At 67.0% G+C, this 19,427-nt stretch carries 18 protein-coding genes and 1 tRNA gene; 13 read left to right on the top strand and 6 right to left on the bottom strand.

Annotated elements, in window-relative coordinates:
* Positions 1-11 precede the first annotated feature (11 nt).
* Entirely contained in the window at positions 12-1,034 is a 1,023-nt protein-coding gene (locus ACW173_RS06890) for a glycosyltransferase family 2 protein (RefSeq protein WP_492084116.1), read from the top strand.
* Here the strand turns inward: ACW173_RS06890 and argE are convergent.
* Entirely contained in the window at positions 1,031-2,206 is a 1,176-nt protein-coding gene (gene argE / locus ACW173_RS06885; protein WP_492084114.1) for an acetylornithine deacetylase, read from the bottom strand. The genes ACW173_RS06890 and argE overlap by 4 nt on opposite strands.
* A gap of 99 nt (positions 2,207-2,305) precedes the next feature.
* Between argE and ACW173_RS06880 the strand changes: the two genes are divergently transcribed.
* The 4 genes from ACW173_RS06880 (at position 2,306) to ACW173_RS06865 (ending at position 6,435) form a co-directional block, all read left to right on the top strand.
* Positions 2,306-2,941, top strand: a complete 636-nt coding sequence (locus ACW173_RS06880) for a glutathione S-transferase N-terminal domain-containing protein (protein ID WP_492084112.1) — start codon at positions 2,306-2,308, stop codon at positions 2,939-2,941.
* Between the two features lie 90 nt (positions 2,942-3,031).
* Positions 3,032-3,874: a formyltetrahydrofolate deformylase gene (purU, locus tag ACW173_RS06875; RefSeq protein ID WP_492084110.1), complete on the top strand. Its 843-nt coding sequence runs from the start codon at positions 3,032-3,034 to the stop codon at positions 3,872-3,874.
* A 118-nt stretch (positions 3,875-3,992) separates the two neighbouring features.
* Positions 3,993-5,057 carry a dTDP-glucose 4,6-dehydratase gene (gene rfbB / locus ACW173_RS06870; RefSeq protein WP_492084108.1) on the top strand — a complete coding sequence of 355 codons (1,065 nt, stop codon included), beginning with the start codon at positions 3,993-3,995 and terminating at the stop codon, positions 5,055-5,057.
* A 100-nt stretch (positions 5,058-5,157) separates the two neighbouring features.
* Complete coding sequence (locus tag ACW173_RS06865) at positions 5,158-6,435, top strand: serine hydrolase domain-containing protein (RefSeq protein ID WP_492084106.1); 1,278 nt, start codon at positions 5,158-5,160, stop codon at positions 6,433-6,435.
* On the opposite strand, the gene ACW173_RS06860 is transcribed toward ACW173_RS06865, so the two are convergent.
* Positions 6,432-6,869, bottom strand: coding sequence for a COG3650 family protein (locus ACW173_RS06860; RefSeq protein ID WP_492084105.1), 438 nt, complete (start codon positions 6,867-6,869; stop codon positions 6,432-6,434). The genes ACW173_RS06865 and ACW173_RS06860 overlap by 4 nt on opposite strands.
* Positions 6,870-7,028: 159 nt before the next feature.
* Between ACW173_RS06860 and ACW173_RS06855 the strand changes: the two genes are divergently transcribed.
* The 4 genes from ACW173_RS06855 (at position 7,029) to ACW173_RS06840 (ending at position 10,887) form a co-directional block, all read left to right on the top strand.
* Positions 7,029-8,168 (top strand): DNA cytosine methyltransferase, encoded by a 1,140-nt coding sequence (locus tag ACW173_RS06855; RefSeq protein WP_492084104.1) that lies wholly within the window; start codon positions 7,029-7,031, stop codon positions 8,166-8,168.
* Between the two features lie 63 nt (positions 8,169-8,231).
* Positions 8,232-9,218, top strand: coding sequence for a cysteine synthase A (cysK, locus tag ACW173_RS06850; protein ID WP_492084103.1), 987 nt, complete (start codon positions 8,232-8,234; stop codon positions 9,216-9,218).
* Entirely contained in the window at positions 9,215-10,423 is a 1,209-nt protein-coding gene (locus ACW173_RS06845) for an FAD-dependent oxidoreductase (RefSeq protein WP_492085936.1), read from the top strand. Before cysK ends, ACW173_RS06845 begins: the two co-directional genes overlap by 4 nt.
* On the top strand, positions 10,420-10,887 hold the full coding sequence (locus ACW173_RS06840) for a very short patch repair endonuclease (RefSeq protein WP_492084102.1): 468 nt from the start codon (positions 10,420-10,422) through the stop codon (positions 10,885-10,887). The genes ACW173_RS06845 and ACW173_RS06840 overlap by 4 nt, the downstream gene beginning before the upstream one ends.
* On the opposite strand, the gene ACW173_RS06835 is transcribed toward ACW173_RS06840, so the two are convergent.
* The 3 genes from ACW173_RS06835 to ACW173_RS06825 all read right to left on the bottom strand — a co-directional run bounded on the left by ACW173_RS06835 (position 10,839) and on the right by ACW173_RS06825 (position 13,347).
* Positions 10,839-12,572 (bottom strand): ATP-binding protein, encoded by a 1,734-nt coding sequence (locus ACW173_RS06835; RefSeq protein ID WP_492084101.1) that lies wholly within the window; start codon positions 12,570-12,572, stop codon positions 10,839-10,841. The genes ACW173_RS06840 and ACW173_RS06835 overlap by 49 nt on opposite strands.
* A 183-nt stretch (positions 12,573-12,755) precedes the next feature.
* Positions 12,756-13,040: a DUF167 family protein gene (locus ACW173_RS06830; RefSeq protein ID WP_492084100.1), complete on the bottom strand. Its 285-nt coding sequence runs from the start codon at positions 13,038-13,040 to the stop codon at positions 12,756-12,758.
* Positions 13,033-13,347 carry a YggT family protein gene (locus tag ACW173_RS06825; RefSeq protein WP_492084099.1) on the bottom strand — a complete coding sequence of 105 codons (315 nt, stop codon included), beginning with the start codon at positions 13,345-13,347 and terminating at the stop codon, positions 13,033-13,035. The genes ACW173_RS06830 and ACW173_RS06825 overlap by 8 nt, the downstream gene beginning before the upstream one ends.
* Before the next feature lie 112 nt (positions 13,348-13,459).
* On the opposite strand from ACW173_RS06825, the gene ACW173_RS06820 reads away from it, so the two are divergent.
* From ACW173_RS06820 to ACW173_RS06810, 3 genes are all read left to right on the top strand, one after another.
* A tRNA-Ala gene (locus ACW173_RS06820) sits at positions 13,460-13,535 on the top strand.
* A gap of 311 nt (positions 13,536-13,846) precedes the next feature.
* A complete protein-coding gene (locus ACW173_RS06815; protein ID WP_492084098.1) occupies positions 13,847-15,301 on the top strand; it encodes an EAL domain-containing protein in 1,455 nt (484 codons plus the stop codon).
* A gap of 42 nt (positions 15,302-15,343) precedes the next feature.
* Entirely contained in the window at positions 15,344-15,787 is a 444-nt protein-coding gene (locus ACW173_RS06810) for a response regulator (RefSeq protein WP_492084097.1), read from the top strand.
* A gap of 1 nt (position 15,788) precedes the next feature.
* Here the strand turns inward: ACW173_RS06810 and ACW173_RS06805 are convergent, their stop codons facing one another.
* Positions 15,789-17,336, bottom strand: coding sequence for a ShlB/FhaC/HecB family hemolysin secretion/activation protein (locus tag ACW173_RS06805; RefSeq protein WP_492084096.1), 1,548 nt, complete (start codon positions 17,334-17,336; stop codon positions 15,789-15,791).
* A 201-nt stretch (positions 17,337-17,537) separates the two neighbouring features.
* Between ACW173_RS06805 and ACW173_RS06800 the strand changes: the two genes are divergently transcribed.
* Complete coding sequence (locus ACW173_RS06800; RefSeq protein ID WP_492084095.1) at positions 17,538-19,424, top strand: FecR domain-containing protein; 1,887 nt, start codon at positions 17,538-17,540, stop codon at positions 19,422-19,424.
* The last annotated feature ends 3 nt before the right edge of the window (positions 19,425-19,427 follow it).

Genomic DNA, 19,427 nt, shown 5'->3' with positions numbered 1-19,427 from the left:
ACCCGCCACCGATGCCGTCTGAGACGACTGAACACAAGACCGACCCGGCCGTCACGGTGGTGATCGTCTCCTACCAGAGCGGTCCGACCCTGGCGCCGTGCCTGGAGCGGCTGGCGGCGCAGACCTTCCGCGACTTCGAGACCATCCTGATCGACAACGCCTCGACCGACGGCGCGCCGCGGGCGGCGGCCAAGGCCCATCCGTGGGTCGATTTTGTCGAGGCGGGCGCCAACCTGGGCTTCGCGGCCGGCAACAACCTGGCCGCCCGTCGCGCCAAGGGGCGCTGGCTGGTCCTGCTCAATCCCGACGCCTATGCCGAGCCCGAATGGCTGGCCGAACTAATGGCCGGCGCCCTCCGCCACCCGACCGTCAAGAGTTTCGCTTCGCTGCAGCTGTCGGCCGACGAGCCGGGGCTGCTGGACGGGGCCGGCGACAATGTCACCAGCGCGGGCATACCGTTCCGGGGCGGGTATCGCCGGCGCGAACCGGCGGTATTACCCGAGGGCGAGGTGTTCTCGGCTTGCGGCGCGGCGATGCTGATCGATCGCGACCTGTTCCTCGCGGTCGGCGGCTTCGACGAGCGTTATTTCTGCTACTGCGAGGATGTCGACCTGGGTTATCGCCTGCGGCTCTACGGCCAGCCGACCCTGCTGTTGCCCAAGGCCAAGGTCGCCCATGTCGGTTCGGCCAGCACCGGGGTGCGGTCGGACTTCTCGATCTTCCACGGCTCGCGCAACCGGGTCTGGACCTTCCTGAAGAACACGCCCGGCTGGCTGTTCCCGGTCACCCTGCCGTTGCACCTGGCCGTGACGGCGGGCTTGCTGCTGCTGCACTGGCGGCGCGGCGACGTCGCTCCGGCGATCCGGGGCATCAAGGCGGCGCTGAAACGCGAGGACCTCGACCAGGTCATGGCGGACCGCCGCGCGATCCAGGCCAAGCGCGAGGTCTCGCCCGGCCAGATCCTGCGAGTGATGTCGTTCGATCCGGCGGCGTTCATCGGCCGCCGCTTCGTGATCAGGAAGTGGCGCGGTTAGACCGAAAGGTCCTCGATCAGACGCCTCATGAACGCGGCCCCGCGCTCAATCTGGCTGATCTCGACATACTCATCCGGCTGGTGGGCCTGGTCGATCGAGCCGGGACCGCAGATCACGGTCGAGAAGCCCGCGCCTTGGAACTGGCCGGCCTCGGCCGCGTAGGGCACGACCCGGGCTGGGCCATTGTCGCCGGCCAGCTTGCGGGCGAAGGCCTCGGCGACGCCGTTTTCCTCGGGCGCGAAGGCGGGGGTCAGCGAGCGGCGCTCGACCTTGACCCCGCCTTCGGGAGCCTTGGCCTTGATCTCGGCGTCCATCGCCTCCGCGGCCGCGAAGAAGTCGACCAGCAGCGCCATCGGGTCCTGGCCGGCCGGCGTGCGCAAGTCGAACAGGAACTTGCACTCGCGGGCCAGGATGTTCCCGGCCGTGCCGCCATGGATCATGCCGACGGTCAGGGTCGCGCCCTTGGGTGTGAACGGCGATGCCGGGTCGGCGTCGCGCTCCAGCTTTTCGGAAAGTTCGACCAGCATGGCCATCAGCTTGATGGCCGCCGTGTTGGCCGAGACGCCCAGGTGGGTGAGGCTGGAATGGGCTTCGCGGCCGGTGACGGTGACCGTGAAGGTGGCGATGCCCTTGTGGCCGCGCACGGCGACCATGTCGGTGGGCTCGCCGACCACGACCAGGGCCGGGCGTGGAATCTCGGTGGCGATGACGGCGATCATGTCCGGCGCGCCCAGGCAGCCGACCTCCTCGTCATAGGAAAAGGCCAGATGCACCGGCTTGGACAGGGTCGCCAGGGCCAGGTCCGGCGCGGCGGCTAGGGCCAGGGCCAGGAAGCCCTTCATGTCGCAGGTCCCGCGTCCATAGAGGCGGCCGTCGCGCTCGGTCAGCACCCAGGGATCGCTGGACCACGGCTGGCCGTCGACCGGTACGACGTCAGTATGGCCGGAGAGGACGATCCCGCCCTCGACGGCCGGACCGATGGTGGCCATCAGGTTGGACTTGGTTCCGTCGGCGTTCGGCACGCGGCGGGTCGGGACGTCCAGATGGGCCAGGTACTGCTCGACCCACTGGATCAGCTCCAGGTTCGACCGGCGCGAGGTGGTGTCGAACGCCAACAGCTTGGCCAGGATGTCGATCGCGCGATCGGACAAGACTTCGGAAGAGGAAACCATGATCAGAGCCTAGACCCGTTTGTTCGCCGCCGCCTACCCGCGCGCAGCAAGATCGCGGTCCTGGGCGTTGTTGCCCTCAAAGCCCGCAGGAGAAGCGCCGTGATCGACCTTTACACCTGGACCACGCCCAACGGCCGCAAGGCGTCGATCATGCTGGAGGAGGTCGGCCTGCCCTACCGGGTCAACCCGGTGAACATCGGCAAGGACGAACAGTTCGACCCGAACTTCCTGGCCATCTCGCCCAACAACAAGATCCCGGCCATCGTCGACCACGACGCAAGCGGTGGTCCGCAAGCCGTGTTCGAAAGCGGCGCGATCCTGGTCTATCTGGCGGAAAAGACCGGCAAGCTATTGGCCCCGGAAGGTCCCGAGCGCTGGGCCGCCCTGGAATGGACCTTCTGGCAGGTCGGGGGCCTGGGTCCCATGGCCGGTCAGTACGGCTATTTCGCGATGCGCGCCGAGCAGAAGGTCCCCGCCGCCATCGAGCGCTTCGGCGACGAGGTCACGCGGCTGCTGGGCGTGCTGGACCGGCGGCTGAACGATCATCCCTGGATCGCCGGCGAGCACTATTCCATCGCCGACATCGCCAGCTACAGCTGGACCAAGGCGGTGCTGGACGCCCTGGCCAACGCCGAGCCGGAGCGCGATCCCGGTGTGCCGGCGGTCGAGAACTGGCTGATGGCCGTCGAGGCCCGCCCGGCCGTCCAGCGAGGCATGGACGTGCCCAAGGTTTAGGAAAACTCCGTGCGCCTGGGGAAAATCGGCCTCGCCTGACGCGTTCAGCCGCTTTTCTTCGGCGATACAGTTCTCTAGAGGGAGCGGATCATGATCCTGACCCTCTCCTGCCCCGACCAGCGCGGCATCGTCGCCAAGGTGTCCGCCTTCCTGTTCGAGCGCGGCTGCAACATCCTGGACGCCCAGCAGTTCGACGACCAGGAAACCGGTCAGTTCTTCATGCGTGTGGTGTTCGACGCCGACGGCGCGGACCGCGAGGCTCTGCGCGGCGAGTTCGGCGACCTGGCCGCGGCGCTGAAGATGAAGTGGACTCTGCGCGACCGCGCCGAGCGTTATCGCGTGCTGCTGCTGGCCAGCAAGTTCGACCACTGCCTGGCCGACCTGGTCTATCGCTGGCGGATCGGCGAACTGCCGATGGACATCGCCGGCGTGGTCTCCAACCACCCGGCCGAAACCTACGAACACATCGACCTGTCGGGCCTGCCCTTCCACCACATGCCGGTGACCAAGGAGACCAAGTTCGAGCAGGAAGCCGATCTCTGGAAGCTGATCCAGGAGACCAAGACCGACATCGTCGTGCTCGCCCGCTACATGCAGGTGTTGTCGGACGGCCTGTCGGCCAAGTTGCAGGGCCGCTGCATCAACATCCATCACTCGTTCCTGCCGGGCTTCAAGGGCGCCAAGCCTTATCACCAGGCTCACGCGCGCGGCGTGAAGCTGATCGGCGCCAGCGCCCACTATGTGACCGGCGACCTGGACGAGGGTCCGATCATCGAGCAGGACGTCGAGCGCATCAGCCACCGCGACACGCCGGAAGACCTGGTCCGCAAGGGCCGCGACATCGAGCGCCGCGTGCTGGCGCGGGCCCTGCGCTACCGCCTGGAAGACCGCGTGCTGCTGAACGGCCGCAAGACGGTGGTCTTCACCGACTAAGTTGCGCGTACACTAAAAACTGGATACGGACCCGGCTCATCTTTTTGACGCGCGTTCGGCGGCGAAACCGCTCACACTTTCGCCTAACGCGCTTGCTCAGCCCGAGGCTAACCAGCGCATGTCGCAGCAAAATCTCCGCGTGATGGTGACTGGCGGCTCGGGCTTCATCGGCTCGGCGGTGTGCCGTCACCTGGCCGGCCAGAACGACGTCGCGATCCTCAACTACGACAAGCTGACCTACGCCGCCTCGCCGGCCAGCCTGGCCATGCTGCGGGGCAAGGCCGACTATCAGTTCGTGCAGGGCGACGTCGCCGACTTCGAGGCGGTGTCGCGCACCATCAAGGCTTTCCGCCCGAACGTGGTCATGCACCTGGCCGCCGAGAGCCATGTCGACCGCTCGATCACCGGTCCCGGCGACTTCGTCCAGACCAACATCGTCGGTACGTATGTCATGCTGCAGGCGGCGCTGGCGCACTGGCGAACGCTGGAGGGCGGCGAGAAGGACGCCTTCCGCTTCCACCACATCTCGACCGACGAGGTGTTCGGCAGCCTGGGGGCCGACGGCCTGTTTTCCGAGACCACGCCCTACGACCCGCGCTCGCCCTATTCGGCGTCCAAGGCCTCGTCCGACCACCTGGCCCGCGCCTGGCGTCACACCTACGGGCTGCCCGTGGTGGTTTCGAACTGCTCGAACAACTACGGCCCCTATCACTTCCCCGAGAAGCTGATCCCGCTGGTCACGCTGAACGCGTTGGAGGGCAAGCCGCTGCCGGTCTATGGCAAGGGCGACAATGTCCGCGACTGGCTGCACGTCGAGGACCACGCCCGCGCCCTGCACCTGATCGCCACGAAAGGCGTTCCGGGCGAGAGCTACAATGTCGGCGGCCGCAACGAGCGGACCAACCTCCAGGTCGTCGAGACGGTCTGCGATATCCTCGACGAGCTGCGGCCGATCGCTGGCCAGAGCCGGCGGGACCTGATCACCTTCGTCACCGACCGTCCGGGCCACGACGCCCGCTACGCCATCGACGCGACCAAGCTGGAGACCGAGCTGGGCTGGCGGGCGCGGGAGACCTTCGACACGGGGCTGCGCAAGACCATCCAGTGGTACCTCGACAACGAGGCCTGGTGGGCGCCGCTGCGCGAGCGTTACGACGGCCAGCGCCTGGGTCTCAACAAGTAGACTTCTACGACCTCGACGCCCTGGAAAAAGAGCGCGCCGTCGGCGACAGTCCCTCCCCATCATGGCCAACGTTGTCATGAGAAAGCGTTGGGGAGGCCACGTGTCCAAGAAGATCATCCTCGCCGCCGTCGCGGCGACGCTGCTGGCCGTCCCGGCCGCCCCCGCCCAGGCGCGCGCGACGCCCGCCGCCCAGGCCCGCGCCCCGGTCAAGATCGATAAGAAACGCATCGACGCGGCGCTGAAGGCCATGGTCGACAGCGGCCGCGCCGTCGGCGTCTCGGCGCTCGTCTGGAAGGACGGCCAGGAGCGCTATTTCGGGACCGCAGGCATGGCCGACCGCGAAGGCGGCAAGCCGATGCGCCGCGACACCCTGGTGCAGATCTTCTCGATGACCAAGCCGGTCACCGGCGTGGCGCTGATGCAGCTGTGGGAGCAGGGCAGGTTCGGCCTGGACGATCCGCTGGCGCGCTACCTGCCCGAATTCGCCGAGATGAAGGTCATGGACGCCCAAGGCCAGACGCGTCCGGCCGCCCGGCCGATCCTCATCCGTGACATCCTGCGCCACACGGCCGGCTTCTCGTATGGCGGGACCGCCACCCCGGCCGACGCGGCCTTCACGGCGCTCGATCCTATGAACCAGGCCAACGACCTGACCGAGTTCGGCCGGCGTATCGCCAAGGCGCCGCTGCTGTTCGATCCGGGCGAGCAGTGGAGCTACAGCGCCGCCGTCGACGTCCAGGCCCTGCTGGTCGAGACACTGACGGGCCAGCCGTTCGAAGCCTATGTGAAGGCCCACATCCTCGAGCCGCTGGGCATGAAGGAAGCGGCCTGGACCCAGCCCGAAGCCGCCTTCGGCCGCCTGGCCGCCACCTACAACAAGGGTCCCGACGGCAAGCTGGCCCGCCAGAGCGATGCGGAGACCCGCCGCCTGAACTTCGATCCCGCCCGTCGCCTGACCATGGGCGGGGCCGGCATCGTGGCTCCGATCGACGACTACGCCCGCTTCTCGCGCATGCTGCTGAACGAGGGCGAACTGGACGGCGCGCGGATCCTCAAGCCCTCGACCGTGCGGCTGATGGCCACTGATCACCTGGACCCCCGCGTCACCCAGCGTCTCTGGCTTCCCAGCAAGGGCACGGTGGGCTTCGGCTTCGACTTCACGGTGCGCAAGAGCCAGCCCCAGACGGCGGCCGAGAACCGCGGCGCGATCGGCGAATTCTTCTGGGACGGCCGCGAGACCACCCTGTTCTGGGTCGACCCGGTCAACGACCTGACGGCGGTGTTTTTCGTCCAGACCTATCCGTTCGACGGCACGCTGCACCACGACTTCCGCGAGGCGGTGTACGGGGCGGACTATCTGGGCCCCAAAGGAGACTAGGGTTTCGGCTGGGCGGCCAAGTCCTGGGTTTTCGAGGCGCAGCCCCGCAGGGTTTCGCCGTCGATCCAGACCTCGGCCAGGTAGCCGTAGCGTCGATCCGACATGCCGTCCGAGCACTCGCCGGGCGTCAGGCGCAGGACCAGGCGCCGCTCGCCGGCCGTGGCGTCGAACACGCCCTGCTCACCGTCGATGCGCACGCCGGAATTGCCGGTGACCACGTCCGGCTGGTCGGGACGGGCCAGGGTCATGCCGTCGACGCGCACCTTCACGTTCCAGAACGGTTCGGTCCCGACCGCGTCGAAGTCGCCGGAATAGTCCGGACCGACGGTGATCGGCGCGTCGGCGGGCGGCGGGGCCTCCTCGGCCGAGCCCATGGGCGACTGCCCGCAGGCCGTTATCAACAGGGCGGCGGCGATCAGGACGGCGGTACGCATGTCTTTGACTATCCCCTCCAGGCGCGGTGAGGCTAGAGCCTGTCCCCTTCGGATGGAATCCATCGAAGTGGATAAACAGGCTCGTTCTTGTGAATCTAGAGCGTGGCGGGCGCCGAAACCGCTGACACTTTCGGCTGCCACGCTCTAGACTCGGCGGCGATGAATCGGAACGCTTCTCCCTCTTTCCTTGAGTTCTTCGCTGGCGGCGGCATGGCCCGCATCGGCCTGGGGAGCGGCTGGATTTGCGCCTTCGCCAACGACTTCGACGCGGTGAAGGCCGACACCTATCGCGCCAACTTCGCGGACGCCGGTTCTTCGCATGGTGGGGGGCACTTCCACGCCGGTGACGTCTTCGCTCTCAAGGCTGAAGCGATCCCGACCGCCGATCTCGCCTGGGCGTCCAGCCCCTGCCAGGACTTCAGCCTGGCCGGCGCCCGCGCGGGTCTGGCCGGCGGCAAGTCGTCGGCCTTCTTCGGCTTCTGGACCTTGATGAAGGCGATGTCGGCGGAGGGGCGCGCCCCGCCGGTGATCGTCATCGAGAACGTCGTGGGTTTGCTGACCTCGCACCACGGCGACGACTTCACCGCCCTGTGCGGCGCGCTCAGCGAGGAAGGTTACCGCTTCGGGGCGCTGGAGATCGACGCCAGCGCCTTCGTTCCGCAGTCGCGGCCCCGCGTCTTCGTGGTCGCCACCCGCCTGCCGACGGAGGGCCTGGAAGGAACCAGCGGCTTCCACAGCCGCGCCGTGCGCGAGGCCGCCGCCCGCTTGCCCGACGACCTGAAGGAACGCTGGATCTGGTGGGGCGCGCCCGCGCCGCCGGCCCGCAACACCGATCTGGCGGTCGTGCTCGAACCCGACGACGCGGTGACCTGGAACCCGCGGGAGCGCACCGACGCCCTGCTGGCCCTGATGGCCGACAGCCACCGCGAGGCGGTCGAGCGTCGGGTCAAGTCGGGCGAGCGCGCCGTCGGGGCGGTGTTCCGCCGGATGCGCGGCGGCGACCAGCGGGCCGAGGTGCGCTTCGATGGTGTCGCCGGATGCCTGCGCACGCCGCGCGGCGGCTCCTCGCGCCAGACCCTGCTGATCATCGAGAACGGCCAGGTCCGCTCGCGCCTGGTCACCCCCCGCGAGGGCGCGCGCCTGATGGGCCTGCCCGACAGCTACCGGCTGCCGCGCTCGCAGACAGCGGGCCTGCAGGTGATCGGCGACGGCGTCGCGGTCCCGGCCGTCCGCTGGCTGGCCCAAACCCTGTTGGAGCCCCTGCTCGATAGCAAAACTGCAAGCCTCGCCGCCGAATGACCTCCTGACAGCTGGGTTCCGGGGGTCTAGGGTTCCCGCAACCTAAGGCTCCAGGGTGCTCCGATGGACGACGCTTCCTCCCTCTATGACGCTTCGCGCTTCAAGCGCGCCGGTCGCGGCAAGATCTACGACTCGATCATCGATACGATCGGCGACACCCCGATCGTCCGCCTGCCGCGCCTCAACGCCGAGCTGAAGCCCAAGGGCGAGGTCGTCGCCAAGCTCGAATTCTTCAACCCGATCGGCTCGGTCAAGGATCGCATCGGCGTGGCCATGATCGAGTCGCTGGAGGCCCAGGGCCTGCTGAAGCCTGGCGCGACGATCATCGAGCCGACCTCGGGCAATACCGGCATCGCCCTGGCCTTCGTCGCGGCAGCCAAGGGTTACGAGCTGATCCTGGTCATGCCCGAGAGCATGTCGATCGAGCGCCGCAAGATGCTGCTGCTGCTCGGCGCCAAGCTGGAGCTGACTCCGGCCGAGAAGGGCATGCGCGGCGCGGTCTCGCGCGCCCAGGAACTGATCGAGGCCACGCCGGGCGCGGTGATGCCGCAGCAATTCGAGAACGGGGCCAACCCGCTGATTCACCGCGTCTCGACCGCCGAGGAGATCTGGAACGACACGGCCGGCGCCGTGGACGCCGTGGTCTCGGGCGTCGGGACCGGCGGCACGATCAGTGGCATCGGCCAGGTGCTGAAGGCGCGCAAGCCGTCTCTGAAGATGGTCGCGGTCGAGCCGGAAGCCTCGCCGGTGCTGTCGGGCGGCGCGCCCGGTCCGCACAAGATCCAGGGCATCGGCGCGGGCTTCGTGCCCGGCATCCTCGACCGTTCGGTGATCGACGACATCGTCCAGGTCAGCAATGACGACAGCTTCGCGATGGCCCGCCGCGCGGCGGCCACCGAAGGCCTGCCGATCGGCATCAGCTCGGGCGCGGCGCTGACGGCCGCCTTCGACCTGGCCCTGCGCGACGACTATGCCGGCAAGCTGATCGTGACGATCATCCCCAGCTTCGCCGAGCGTTACCTGTCAACGGCCCTGTTCGAAGGCCTCTGACCCTGCTGAAGGTCGGCGTCGTCGGGTGCGGCGTCGGCGGCATGGCCGCCGCGCTCGCCCTGGCGCGTCGCGGACACCAAGTCACCTTGCTGGAGGCCTTCGCCGCCCCGCGCCCGCTGGGCTCGGGCCTGTTGTTGCAACCCACGGGCCTGGCGGCGCTGAAGGCCCTGGGCCTGGATGAGGCGATTCGCGCCGCTGGCGCTCGCGTCGACCGTCTGGAAGGCAAGGACACGCGTGGCCGCCGGGTCATGGACCTGGACTACGGCGACTGGCGGCCCGGCGCGCATGGCGTCGGCATCCACCGGGCCGTGCTGTTCGACGCCCTGCATGACCAGCTCGCGCCAGCGGGCGTGGAGGTCGTGACCGACGCCCGCGTCGTGCGGATCGAGACCCCGGCCAAGCCCATCCTCCACGATCAGCGGGGCCGGACCTTCGGGCCGTTCGACCTGGCCATAATCGGCGACGGCTCGGCCTCGACCCTGAGGGCGGCGGTGCGGCCTGGGGCGCGGGCCCCGGTCTATCCGTGGGGCGCGGTCTGGACCAATGCGACGGACGTCGACGGGCGTTTCGCCGGGGCCCTGCGGCAGGTCTATCACCGGGCCGAGATCATGAGCGGCGTGCTGCCCGTCGGGCGCGGGGCCGCCGGCGAAACCGACCAGGTCAGCCTGTTCTGGTCCGTGCCGGTCAGGGACCTGGACGCCTTCCTGGCCGGTGACTTCGAGACCTGGCGGCGCGAGCGGCTAGAGACGCTGTGGCCCGAAGCCGCGGCCCTTTTGTTGGGGCGTCGGGCTTGGGAGGGTTTCTCCCGCGCCCTCTATCGCGACGTCTCGGTGGGACGCTGGAACCGCGAGGCCTGCGTGCTGATCGGTGACGCGGCCCACGGAACCAGCCCGCAGCTGGGACAGGGCGCGAACCTGGCCCTGGTCGACGCCGTCGAGCTGGCCGGGCGCCTGGACCGCGGCCATCGCCGGACCGCCGTCGCCGTCCGGGCCTGGCAGGGGGACCGGCGGCGGCACACTGATGTTTACCAGTTGGTCTCGAAGGCTCTGACGCCGCTCTTTCAATCCCACGGACAGTTTTGGCCGTGCATGCGGGACTGGTTCTTCACACCGATGTCGCGCTGGCCAGGCCTCAGGCAACTGGGCGTGTTGCTGCTGACCGGAACCCTGCGCCTGGGCCGCTTCCCGCCGGAGACGCGGCCGTGACGGCCCCCAAGGGTTCCGACGTCTATGACAAGGCCAAGCGTTCGGCCGTCATGGCGGCCGTGAAAAGCAAGGACACCACGCCCGAGAAGGCCTTGCGCCGCATCCTCACCGGTCTCGGCGCGCGTTACCGGCTGCATCGCAAGGACCTGCCCGGCAGCCCGGACGTGGTCATGCCGGGCCGCAAGCTGGCCTTCTTCGTCCACGGCTGTTTCTGGCACGGTCACGACTGCGCGCGGGGGTCTCGCGTGCCGAAGACCAATCGCGACTACTGGCTGGCCAAGGTGGCCCGCAATGTCGCCCGCGACGAACGCTCGATGGCGGCCCTGGCGGTGGCCGGCTGGCGCGTGGAAGTGGTCTGGGAGTGCGACCTGAAGGACGAGGCGGCCCTGACCGTGCGCCTCGAGGCGGTGCTGGATCAGGCCGCGTCGGTGACGGCCTCGACCGCGCCGCCCGCCAACGCCTGAGCCAGGGCGCCGAACAGCTCCGCCGGATCGATTGGCTTGGCCACGTGGCCGGTCATGCCGGCGGCCATGCAGGCGTCCCAGTCCTTGGGCGTGGCCGAGGCGGTGACGGCGATCACTGGGGTGTCGCGGTTGGGGCCCGAGCCGGCGCGCAGGATCCGGGTGGCCTCGCGGCCGTCCATGCCGGGCATGTAGACGTCCATCAACACCGCGTCGAAAATCTCGGCGTTCAGGAGATCGAGCGCCTCCTCGCCGGACTCGGCCAGGGTGGCGTCGACGCCGAACGGCTCCAGGACAAGTTCGATGGCCCGGCGGTTGACCACATGGTCGTCGACCACCAGCACCCGCAGGCCGGCGATCGAGCGGCCCTCGTCCTCGGCGCGCGGAGCCTCGGCGGTCTCGAATGTGGTCGTCAGGGTAAAGCGGGCGCCTTGGCCGGCGCCGCTGCTGACGGTCAGGTCGCCGCCCATCAGCCGGGCCAGATCGCGGCTGATCGCCAGGCCCAGGCCCGAGCCGCCATGCTGGCGCACGACGGAGGCGTTCAACTGGTCGAAGGGCGTGAACAGCCGCGACAGAGCCGCGTCGGGAATGCCGGGACCGGTGTCGATCACCTCGATCGACAGCAACACCTCCTCCGGCGAGGGGTTGGCGTGCAGCACGACCGTGATCTCGCCACGGTCGGTGAACTTGATGGCGTTGCTGAGCAGGTTGTTCAGCACCTGCTTCAGGCGCATGGCGTCGCCAGCCACCCAGCGGGGCAGGGACGCCGCGCCCTTGATGCGCAGCCTCAGCCCCTTGCGGGCGATTTCGGGGCGCCACAGGCGCAGGGTGTCCGACAGGGCCTGGCGCAGGTTGAAGGCCGACCGCTCGACCGTCATCCGCCCCGCTTCCAGGCGCGAGAAGTCCAGCAAGTCGTTCAGCAGGGTGCGCATCAGCCCGCCGGCGTCGGCGATCAGCTGGGCGTGAATCTTGGAGCTGGCCTCGGGGACCTCGCTGTGCAGGCGGGCCGCCCCGGCCAGGATGGCGCTGATCGGGGTGCGCAGCTCGTGGCTGATCATGGCGACGAAGGCCGACTTGGCGGCCACGGCCTCTTCGGCCTCGTGGCGACGGCGCTCGGCCTCGGCCTTGGCGTCGGCCTCGGCCCTCAGGGCCGTGTTCAGCGTGCGGCTGGCGACGGCGACCGAGACGATCATCAGCACGGCGCCGAACCACAGGACGTTGGCCAGATTGACGCCGGGATTGGCGGCCTTGGCCACGAACGGTGCGATCAGCAGGTAGAGGGCGTGCGGGGCGGCGGCCATCAAGGTCGCCGAGCGGTTGCCGGCATTGACGACCACCACGTTCAGCAGGGCTCCGGCCAGCAGCATGCCGCCAAGGGTGGGAGCGAAGCGGACGTGCGAGGCGAAAAGCGGAATGGACAGCGCGCCGAACGCCGCCGAGGTGACGAACGGCGCGACGACGGCGGCCTGGCGCCGCCAGGTCGCCGTGGACTCCGAAGGACGTCGCACCCAGTTCTCGAAGGCGTAGCAGACGGTGTAGCCCAGCGCCCACACCCAGCCCCAGACCGGACGCAGATAGACCTGCAGCAGCAGGGCGATGGCCAGGGTGGCGCCCATGCGCAGATAGGTGTTCGCACGCCGCGAAGCGGCGGCGCGAGCCACGTCCTTCTGCACCCTGGTCCCGATCATGGACGCCCTTGCCCCTGAGACCCCCCGGTCTCCACCGCGACCAGGCTAGTCGCGATATCCTAGTAGGAGATGAAAGAACGCCGTCTCGTCAATGGGTTGGGCCGAGATTGGAATGAGCATGTCGTGCGCCGCGGCGTCTTCGCGCGTCTCGTCTGGCAAGGATTTGCCCTTTTGCGCCCTGACCTAGGGGCGCGCGCCAAAGGCCTTGGCCAGATCGTCGGCGGTGACGCCGTCCAGCTCCAGGCGCTTGAGACGGGCCGTGTCGCCCGCCGCGATACGGATGGCCGAGCGTGGAATTTTCAGGGTCTTGGCCAGGAAGGCCAGCAGGGCCGCATTGGCCGCGCCGTCGACTGGCGGGCTGGCCACGCGGACCTTCAGATAGGGTCGGCCGTCCGCGTCGCTGGCCCAACCGTCGACCGCGTCGCGGCCGCCACGGGGCGTGAGGCGAACGGCCAGGACCTCAGCCAAGAACGTTCAGCAAGGTGTTCTGAAGCGCCGGCAGGATGAAGATCTGCAGGCCACGCAGCAGCAGCAGCACGATGATCGGGCTGATGTCGACGCCGCCGATCGACGGGATGATCCGCCGGAAAGGCGCTAGAATCGGGTCGGTGACGCGATCCAGGAAGGTGGCGATGTTGTAGACGAACTGGTTGCGACGGTTGATCACGTCGAACGCGAACAGCCAGCTGAGGATCGCCGAGATGATGATGGCCCACCACAGCAGGTCCAGCAGCGCGTTGAGAATGAAGAAGACGAGATTGATGATGGGGGCCATGGGTTTCCGTCCGGACGCTTCAGCTTCTTGCCGCGCCTGGAGGTTGCTGGCAAGGCGCGGTGAGAACCCCGCTTGACGAGCGCGCCCAAGGGCCGTATCTCCGCCGCTCCTTGGGGCCGTAGCTCAGATGGTAGAGCGCCTCGTTCGCAATGAGGAGGTCAGGGGTTCGATTCCCCTCGGCTCCACCAAGGATCCCCTTTAAGTCATTGTAATCGCACGCTTATCGGGAGTGGGCGCTGGGCCGTGCCCACATTTTTCCCCACACAATGTTTGGGCTGGGGCGGCACAAGGTGGCGCGTGGCGAGCTCCCTTAGGACCGCGCCAGATTAGCCAGCCAACTTCACAATGAGACCCCATTCGCGCAAAAATCTTCCAAAGTGCCGTGAGCGGTCCGTGACAATATGACGCCCGCAAAAGACGTCATTTCGTACGGCCAAGCTTACAGACGGCCACTGGTCTGTAACAATTAATCCGAAATTAGAGCCTGCAAGATCATCTCATGATCATGGACGCGCTCACGTCGCAAACTTCAGTATCTGAAGCTGAAGCCTTTGACATCGAGGCGGGCTGGTCACGCTTGGCCGCTGGCGAGCGGGGCTTGCGCGCGCCTGGCGGCACAGCGGCGGATCGCGCGTTCAATCAAATAGCCGCTCAGCTGGAGGCGTCGGCGATCAGTGCGACAGGCGCTGTAAGCGTCAGGGACTTTACCGACGACACTTGCGGCTATGTCGCCGCAATGTCGATCAGGGGCCTAAGCCACCTGCGCCGTGAGCTGGGGTCTTCCGTCGCCGAGCGCATCATCGCTCAAACGACCGAACGGCTAAAAGCGCTGCTGCCAGAATCGCGCCTCGGGCGCGTCGGCCGGGCGGGCTTGGAGTTTGGCTTTAGCGCCGCTGATGAAGCTGACGCCGCTGCGGCGCTGGCCAGGCTCGAAGTCGCCTTTGAGCAGCGGTTGCACGTCGACGGTCAGGTGTTTGATCTCGAGGTCGTCATCGGGTTCGCCAGCCGCGCGCGGCACGGTGAATATGCGGCCGACTGCGCCGCCGACGCGTTGATAGAGGCCCAAGGCAAGGGGCGCGGGGTTCTGGTCTACCGAGAGGCTGACCTTCAGCAGGCTGCCAAGACCAGCGCAATGTTGCGCGACCTGCGCGCGGCTCTGGCGGACGACGCCCTGTCGCTCGTCTATCAGCCCAAGCTGCATGTCGCCTCCCAATCGGTTCTGTCCGTCGAGGCCCTGCTGCGGTGGCGTCATTCCTCGAAAGGCTGGATCTCGCCAGAGGTCTTCATCGGTTTGGCGGAGGAAACCGGCTTGATCGCCGACATCACCCGATGGGTGGTGCGCAAAGCCCTCTCGGATCAGGCCTGGCTTGCCGGTTCAGGGAACCCGGTCACTGTCTATCTGAACCTTTCTGGCCGCCTCCTCGCGGATGTTTCGTTCTGCGCATGGATCCTGGAGACGGTACGCCAGTTCGATGGCTGCGCTCTAGGCCTGGAGATCACCGAGACCGCGGTGATCGATGACCCCGAGCGTGCTCTGGCGAACCTGCAATTACTGGTGGGCGCCGGGCTGAAGATCGCTATCGACGACTACGGCTCAGGCCTGTCATCGCTCTCTTATCTAAAGCAGATGCCCGCCCACGAGTTGAAGATCGACAAGATGTTCATCTCGACGCTGACGTCTAGCCACCGCGATCCGCTATTGGTCCGCTCGACGATCGACGTCGCCCATGCGCTAGGCATGGAGGTGACAGCGGAAGGGGTCGAGACGGCCGGTGTGCTGGCTCTGCTTCGTGTGATGGGATGCGATCACATTCAGGGCTACTTCGTCTCCAAACCGCTGGAGCTTTCAGCGCTCGCCAACCTGTTGGGTGACAAAGACTTCGGCACGGCGTTCGCTCGCCAAGCCTCGCCGTTCAAGCTGCCAAGGGCGTCCACACAAGGTATGGCCGGATAAGTCCTGGCAATACTGTCGGAAAGTCGACAGTATCATAAGGGATTGTCCAAGCTCGCGTTTCAGTCGATGAACGCAGCAGCCAGTATTGGGAGTTTGGGATTGCGGATTTTGTTCGTCGAAGACGACGCCATGAACCGCCGAGTGGTTCGGGACATGTTGTCGGTCGCGGGCTTAGATTTGGCCGAGGCCCCGGAAGCCGAGACCGGTCTTCGCATGATCGAAAACAACGACTACGACCTGATCCTGATGGACCTGCGCATGCCTGGCATGGACGGTCTTACCGCCATTCGCGCTATTCGCGCGCGCGACGATGCCAAGGCCAATCTGCCGATCGTCGTCGTGACTGCGGACATGGCCTCGGATATCCGTCACCAATGCCTGACCGCAGGCGCCGACGACGTCATGATGAAGCCGGTCGCGATGGAAAACCTGTTCGACACGATTGGGAGAGCCATCGCCGAACGCGGCGACCAGACGCTAATCTAGGCTAGAACGACGCAGAGATCGCGGCGAAGACGCGCCAGTCTTTGTCGCCTGTCTCGTACGGGGTGCGGGTCAAGGGTTTGGCTGCCTCGATGCGTGCGGTGATCTTGTTGTTCACAGTTACCCGCAGACCGCCGCCGGCTGACGAGAAGGCCGCCGAGCGCAGGCTGTAGACTGAGGGTGTGTTCCACGCCTTGGCGCCATCGACGAAGGCGTAGGCTTGAACGAAGCTGACCGGCCCGGCCTTCTTCGGCGCGACGCCATAGCGCAGCTCGGCCATCGCCCCGACGCCGCTGTCACCCGAGATCTCCGCGTAATTGTAAGCCCGACCATACGGTAGGCCGCCGGGAGCGAATTCCTCCGACAACAGCAGGTGGTTGGGGCTCCATTGGGCGTCGGTTGAGATGTAAATTCCCATCCGCTTGCCCAGGTCGCGATAGTGGCTGGCGCCGACATTGACCTTCCAGAAGCCGCCATCGGCATCGAAACGCGAGTGGCTGCGGCTGGGGGTGCGGGTCGCGCCAAGAACCTGGAGTCCACGCGAAACCTGGGCATATCCGCTAACCGAAGTGCGGTTCGTGCCGCTGTCCGCCTGGATCGAGGCCCGCACGACCCGCAGATCGTCACTGTAGGCCCCACCGTTGCGGTAGGACTGTTCGACGTGCCGGCCGTCGAGCGCGACCGCAGCCCAGACAGCTCTTTTGCGGTCGCGGACGATCGGATGAGCCAGGCGCAAGCTGACAGCCTGGCTCTCGGTGCCGACGGTATTGTTCTGAGGAGCGCTGCCTTGGCGCGACCGAGAGGCCGAAGCGCCGACACGCAGGCGTGTTTCGCCCGCCAGCGGCGCTCCGTAGGCCAAGTCGGCCTGGACGTACTCGCCTGGATCGTTGGGTACGGTCATTACCGACAGCGCCAGCTGGTCACCCGCCGCGACGACACCGTTGCGGGCTAGGCGGACGTTGGCCTGCACCGGCCCCAGCGATCGCGCGCCACGGTTATCGACGTAGATGCTGCCGGTCCAGCGCTTGAGGCCGGCGACGACGACCAGCTTATGGCGGGCCGGATCGTCGAGATTGGGCTCGATGCGCGAACTGGGGCGCACCCCTGGAAGATCGCGCGCCAGGGTTAGGCGGCGCTCCAGGTCTGCCAGGCGCAGGGGGCGTCGGCCCGCTACGCCGTCGAGCAAGACCTCAACAGCAGGAGCCGCGTCGCCCGTGACTTCGATCTGGTCGATGTAGCCTTCGTAGACTCGGATACGGGCGTGACCGCCCGGGACCTGCGGCGGCACGACAGCGCGCGACAGGAAATAACCGTCGGCGCGATACTTGTCAGTGATGGCCTGGGCGATCTTGACCAGGTCTTCCATGGCCACTTCACGGGCCAGATAGTCGGAATACAGCGGAGCGAGCTGCTTCAGCGGATAGGCGCCAACCCCGTCGATGGTCAGGCCTGTCAGGACGAAACGCTCGCTGGACTGGGCTTGAGGGCGCGACTGCTGCTGGGCAAGGGCCGGCGTTGAAATGCTCAGCGCTGAAAGAATAGTCGCGAGCAAGCAGGCGCATAACCTGGCAAAAGCTATGTCGACTAGCAGACGCTTAGAATTCGATCCGAGATGTCCCACAACGAAGACAGTGGCAGAGATAGATAAATCCACTGTTAAGCGCGCTTCGAAACTACGGAAGTTAGGAGAGATTTAGCTTCGTGGGTTTATGTCTGACCAACTACATCGATTGGCATGTATAGAGGTACTACCATGGGTCTGACCCGTATGGCCGTCGCGGTTTCGGCGATTGCGCTGAGCGCTACGGGCGCCTTCGCGGCGGACTGGAAGCTCGTCGAGGTCGCTGGCGTCGTCCGTGTGGCAGCCCCTGGTAAGGCTCCGTCGCCCGCCGTCGCCGATCAGGTCCTACCGGTCGGGAGCACGGTCACGACGGCCGCAGGCGGCCGCGCGGCCCTATTCAATGGCAAGCAGCGCATCACCCTTGGCCCCAACAGCCGCATGTCGGTAGCGCCAGAGTCGAACGACGGTATGACCCGCGTCATGCAGGATCTGGGGTCGATCCTGTTCCAAGTCGACAAAAAGCCTTCGCAGCACTTCCGCGTCGAGACCCCACTGCTAGCCGCCGTCGTGAAGGGCACCACCTTTACCGTCAACGTCGAGATGGGCGCCGACTCCGTCCACGTCGCCGAGGGCTTGGTCGAGGTTCACGCCAACCAGGGCAGCGCGACGCGCGATGTGGGAGCTGGGGCGACAGGCGTGGTGTCCAAGGCGGCGCCCGAGCAGCTCAACGTCGAAACGCCGCGCGCGAGTGTCGATGCACCCCTTCCCGCACAGACCGTGTCGTTGGACTACGGTGCGGTCTCGGGGGGGCTCGTCGAGGGTCCGGGGACAGCTAGTGCGGGCGTGGCTGCGCCTATGGCGCCGCCGGCGAACATGGTCGCCTCCGCTGCTGGCGAAGGCCCGACCTCATCAGGCGGCGCGACCCCGGCTGCTTCCGTGCCGATCGCCCACGTCAGCCTCGCGGCAAGCGGCGACATCGCCAGCCCAGCCGCTGGCGCAGACGGTTTGGGACGCCCTGGGACGACAACGGAAAACCTGGGCCATACCGGCGGCACTACCGGATCGAACACCGGTGCGAGCGCCGGCAACGGTAACGGCGACAGCGGCTCCAACAACAACGGCCAGGGTGACGGTAATTCCGGGAACAACGGTCAAGGTCAGGTCAGCGGCAACGGCGGTAGCAGCGGCAGCGGCAGCGGCAACGGGACCACGGGCTCGAACGAGAACGGCCAGGGCAACGGCAATTCCGGGAACAGCGGGAACGGCAACTCGGGAAATAATGGCCAAGGCCAAGGCCAAGGCCAAGGCCAAGGCCAAGGCCAAGGCAACGGCAACGCCGGTGGCAATGGCAACGGAAACTCAGGCTCGAACGGCAACGGTCAGGGCAACGGCAATTCCGCGGACAGCGGGAACGGCAACTCGGGGAACAATGGCCAAGGCCAGGGCAACGGCAACGCCGGCGGCAATGGCAACGGAAACTCAGGCTCGAACGGCGACGGTCAGGGTAACGGCAATTCCGGGAACACCGGCAACGGCAACTCGGGGAACAATGGCCAAGGCCAGGGCAACGGCAACGCCGGCGGCAATGGCAACGGGAACTCAGGCTCGAACGGGAATGGTCAGGGGAACGGCAGTTCCGGTGATACCGGCAACGGCAACTCCGGCAACTCCGGCAACTCCGGGAACAGCGGCCAGGGCCAGGGCCAGGGCAATGGCAACGCCGGCGGCAATGTCAACGGAAACTCAGGCTCGAACGGCAACGGTCAAGGCAACGGCAGTTCCGGTGACACCGGCAACGGCAACTCCGGGAACAGCGGCCAGGGCCAAGGTAACGGCAACGCCGGCGGCAATGGCAGCGGGACCTCAGGCTCGAACGGAAACGGCCAAGGCAACGGCAATTCGGGTGACACCGGGAACGGCAACTCCGGGAACAACGGCCAAGGCCAGGGCAACGCTGGCGGGAACGGCAACGGAAATGCGGGCTCGACCGACAATGGTCAGGGCAACGGCAACTCCGGCAACAACGGAAACGGAAACAGCGGATCTACGGGCAACGGCAACGGCAAACCCAAGGGTTAAGTC

The organism is Caulobacter sp. ALps2 (assembly GCF_058681635.1).
This window is presented reverse-complemented; position numbering and strand designations above follow the sequence as displayed.

Excerpts from the sequence above, each read along its gene's own strand:
- ACW173_RS06890 (WP_492084116.1), top strand. The coding sequence starts at position 12 with ATGCCGTCTGAGACGACTGAACACAAGACCGACCCGGCCGTCACGGTG.
- argE (WP_492084114.1), bottom strand. The coding sequence starts at position 2,206 with ATGGTTTCCTCTTCCGAAGTCTTGTCCGATCGCGCGATCGACATCCTG.
- purU (WP_492084110.1), top strand. The coding sequence starts at position 3,032 with ATGATCCTGACCCTCTCCTGCCCCGACCAGCGCGGCATCGTCGCCAAG.
- rfbB (WP_492084108.1), top strand. The coding sequence starts at position 3,993 with ATGTCGCAGCAAAATCTCCGCGTGATGGTGACTGGCGGCTCGGGCTTC.
- ACW173_RS06860 (WP_492084105.1), bottom strand. The coding sequence starts at position 6,869 with ATGCGTACCGCCGTCCTGATCGCCGCCGCCCTGTTGATAACGGCCTGC.
- ACW173_RS06855 (WP_492084104.1), top strand. The coding sequence starts at position 7,029 with ATGAATCGGAACGCTTCTCCCTCTTTCCTTGAGTTCTTCGCTGGCGGC.
- cysK (WP_492084103.1), top strand. The coding sequence starts at position 8,232 with ATGGACGACGCTTCCTCCCTCTATGACGCTTCGCGCTTCAAGCGCGCC.
- ACW173_RS06835 (WP_492084101.1), bottom strand. The coding sequence starts at position 12,572 with ATGATCGGGACCAGGGTGCAGAAGGACGTGGCTCGCGCCGCCGCTTCG.
- ACW173_RS06825 (WP_492084099.1), bottom strand. The coding sequence starts at position 13,347 with ATGGCCCCCATCATCAATCTCGTCTTCTTCATTCTCAACGCGCTGCTG.
- ACW173_RS06815 (WP_492084098.1), top strand. The coding sequence starts at position 13,847 with ATGATCATGGACGCGCTCACGTCGCAAACTTCAGTATCTGAAGCTGAA.
- ACW173_RS06800 (WP_492084095.1), top strand. The coding sequence starts at position 17,538 with ATGGGTCTGACCCGTATGGCCGTCGCGGTTTCGGCGATTGCGCTGAGC.